This is a genomic window from Stenotrophomonas sp. 05L44_2 (assembly GCF_056665995.1).
In genome coordinates, this window is the sequence record NZ_JBFTNR010000615.1 from 1,884 (window position 1) to 4,421 (window position 2,538).

General features: G+C 67.3%; 4 protein-coding genes. 3 read left to right on the forward strand and 1 reads right to left on the reverse strand.

The window, feature by feature from the left end; translation table 11 throughout:
- Window positions 1–271 precede the first annotated feature (271 nt).
- From AC1VAN_RS18215 to AC1VAN_RS18225, 3 genes are read left to right on the forward strand one after another with little or no spacing between them, the layout of a single operon-like run.
- Window positions 272–901 (forward strand): superoxide dismutase, encoded by a 630-nt coding sequence (locus AC1VAN_RS18215; protein WP_480986379.1) that lies wholly within the window; start codon window positions 272–274, stop codon window positions 899–901.
- Window positions 898–1,473, forward strand: coding sequence for a flavin reductase family protein (locus AC1VAN_RS18220; protein WP_032975319.1), 576 nt, complete (start codon window positions 898–900; stop codon window positions 1,471–1,473). Before AC1VAN_RS18215 ends, AC1VAN_RS18220 begins: the two co-directional genes overlap by 4 nt.
- Window positions 1,473–1,811 (forward strand): tetratricopeptide repeat protein, encoded by a 339-nt coding sequence (locus tag AC1VAN_RS18225; RefSeq protein WP_032975318.1) that lies wholly within the window; start codon window positions 1,473–1,475, stop codon window positions 1,809–1,811. Before AC1VAN_RS18220 ends, AC1VAN_RS18225 begins: the two co-directional genes overlap by 1 nt.
- Before the next feature lie 4 nt (window positions 1,812–1,815).
- Here AC1VAN_RS18225 and AC1VAN_RS18230 read toward each other — a convergent pair.
- Window positions 1,816–2,538 (reverse strand): fatty acid desaturase family protein (locus AC1VAN_RS18230; RefSeq protein ID WP_480986380.1); only part of this gene is annotated, 723 nt, incomplete at its 5' end.

Consider the following 2,538-nt stretch of genomic DNA (forward strand, 5'->3'; position numbering starts at 1 on the left):
CGGCAGCCCCGACCATCACCCACTGCCGGCCAGCGGCCGGCACTACCCTGCTGCTTCTGCTCTCGCCTTTGACGTCGCCTCCGCGCCGGCGCGTGGACCTGTCCTGCGTGGGCGGACCTGCATGTGCCCATCCGCCCACGGGATCCCGGGACAGTCAACGCGCCGACAGCGCCCTCTTTTCAACCACCCCGCTTGACCTCAACCAATGTTGAGGTGCGATAACAGTCTCCCCACGGCCATACCCCTGGCCTTCCCCACGGAGACTGTCTCGATGCCGTACTCGCTTCCCGCCCTCCCCTATGCCTACGACGCCCTCGAGCCGCACTTCGATGCGCGCACGATGGAAATCCATCACASCAAGCATCACCAGRCCTACRTCAACAACSTCAAYGCSGCGCTGGAACAGGCGGGCCTGCCGGCACAGCCGGTGGAAACCCTGATCGCCGACCTCGACGCCCTGCCCGAATCGATCCGCGGTGCAGTGCGCAACAACGGCGGCGGCCACGCCAACCACAGCCTGTTCTGGACCGTGCTCAGCGCCAATGGCGGCACCGCCGACGAAGAGCTTGCCGCGGCCATCGATCGCGACCTCGGTGGCTACGACGCCTTCAAGGAGGCTTTCAGCAAAGCGGCGCAGACCCGTTTCGGCAGCGGCTGGGCRTGGCTCACCGTCGATCACCAGGGCCGCCTGCAGGTCGARAGCACCGSCAACCAGGACAGCCCGCTGATGGGCGTGGCGGCTGGCGCCTCCGGCAACACCCCGATCCTTGCCCTGGATGTCTGGGAGCACGCCTACTACCTGCATTACCAGAACCGTCGCCCGGACTACATCGGCGCGTTCTTCAACCTCACCAACTGGGCCGAGGTCGGCCGGCGCTACCGCCAGGCCAGGGCCGCATGAACGCGGACTCCGGTGCATACGCCGGGCCGTGGGCGGGGGTGTTCCCCGCTCCGGCACCGGTGCCATCGGTCAGCCTGCCACCACGTGCGCTGCGGCGGTTGCTCGGCCATTTCCCTACCGGCGTGGCGATCGTCTGCGCCCGCGACGCACAGGGAAAACCGCAGGGGCTGACCATCAACTCGTTCGTGCCGATCTCGCTGCAGCCGCCACTGGTGCTGTGGAACCTCGCCCTGCATGCGCAGAGCCTGTCCACGTTCCAGCGCGCCACCCGCTTCGCGATCAGCGTGCTCGGCGCTGGCCAGGAAGCCCTGGCGCGCCGGTTCGCCGATCCGCAGGTGCGCCATCGATTCACCGATGTGCCCTTGCTGGACGACGGCGAAGATGCGCCACCGCGTATCGCCGGTGCCGTGGTCCACCTCACCTGCACCCGCCACGCGCAGTGGCCGGTCGGCGATCACCTGTTGCTGGCCGGGCGCATTGTCGATGTGCAGGAAGCAGGCGGTGCACCACTGCTGTTCCATCGCGGCCGCTTCCAGGCGGGACCGGTGGAAACCCTGCTGGAGGTGCGCTGATGGACATCGAAACGCTGGAGAGGATGCTTGCCGCCGGCAAGGACAGCGCACTGCTGCGCTTCGGCCTGGGCAAGAGCTGGCTGGATGCCGGCGACCCGGTGCGCGCAGCCACCCATCTGGGCCGCTGCGTGGTGCTGGACCCGCACTATTCGGCGGCGTGGAAGCTGCTGGGCAAGGCCTGGCTGGCTGGTGGCCAGCCGCAGGCGGCGCGCGAAGCGTGGCAGCGCGGGCTCAGCGTGGCCGGCAGCAAGGGCGACCAGCAGGCCCGCAAGGAAATGCAGGTGTTCCTGCGCAGGCTCGATCGCGATTCACCTGCGCTGTTGGCGAAGGCCGGGTGAAGACTCAGCCGGCGTTGGCCGACGCCGGTGCCGGCATGATGTCCGGCATCGGCAGGCGGCGCGGCTTGCTCGGGAACGCGTGGCGCAGGATGCGCCAGACCACCTGGGTGAACTGCCGCGGCAGCGAGCCGTTGTTGTAGTGCTGGCCGTAGCGCCGGCAGATTTCCTTCACTTCCTTGGCGATGGCCGCATAGCGGTTTGCCGGCAGGTCCGGGTAGAAGTGGTGCTCGATCTGGTGGCTGAGGTTGCCCGACAGCACGTTGATCACGAAACCACCGCTGATGTTGGACGAACCGCGCAGCTGGCGCAGGTACCAGTGGCCACGCGATTCATTGCGCAGGCATTCCTTCGGGAAGGTTTCCGATTCGGCGGTGAAGTGGCCGCAGAAGATGATCACGTAGGTCCAGATGTTGCGCAGGCCGTTGGCCACCATGTTGCCCAGCATCACCGGCAGGAAGAACGGACCGGCCAGCAGCGGGAAGAACACGTAGTCCTTCAGCACCTGGCGGATCATCTTGCGGGCCACCGGACGAGTCTGCAGCCACATCGCACGGCTGCTGATGCGGCCCTTGAACCAGCGCCCCAGGCGCAGGTCCTGCGCCGCCACGCCCCACTGGAACAGCAGCGCGAAGATCGGTGCGATGATCGGCTGCAGCAGGTAGAACGGCTTCCAGCGCTGTTCCGGGAAGATGCGCAGCAGGCCATAGCCGATGTCATCGTCCATGCC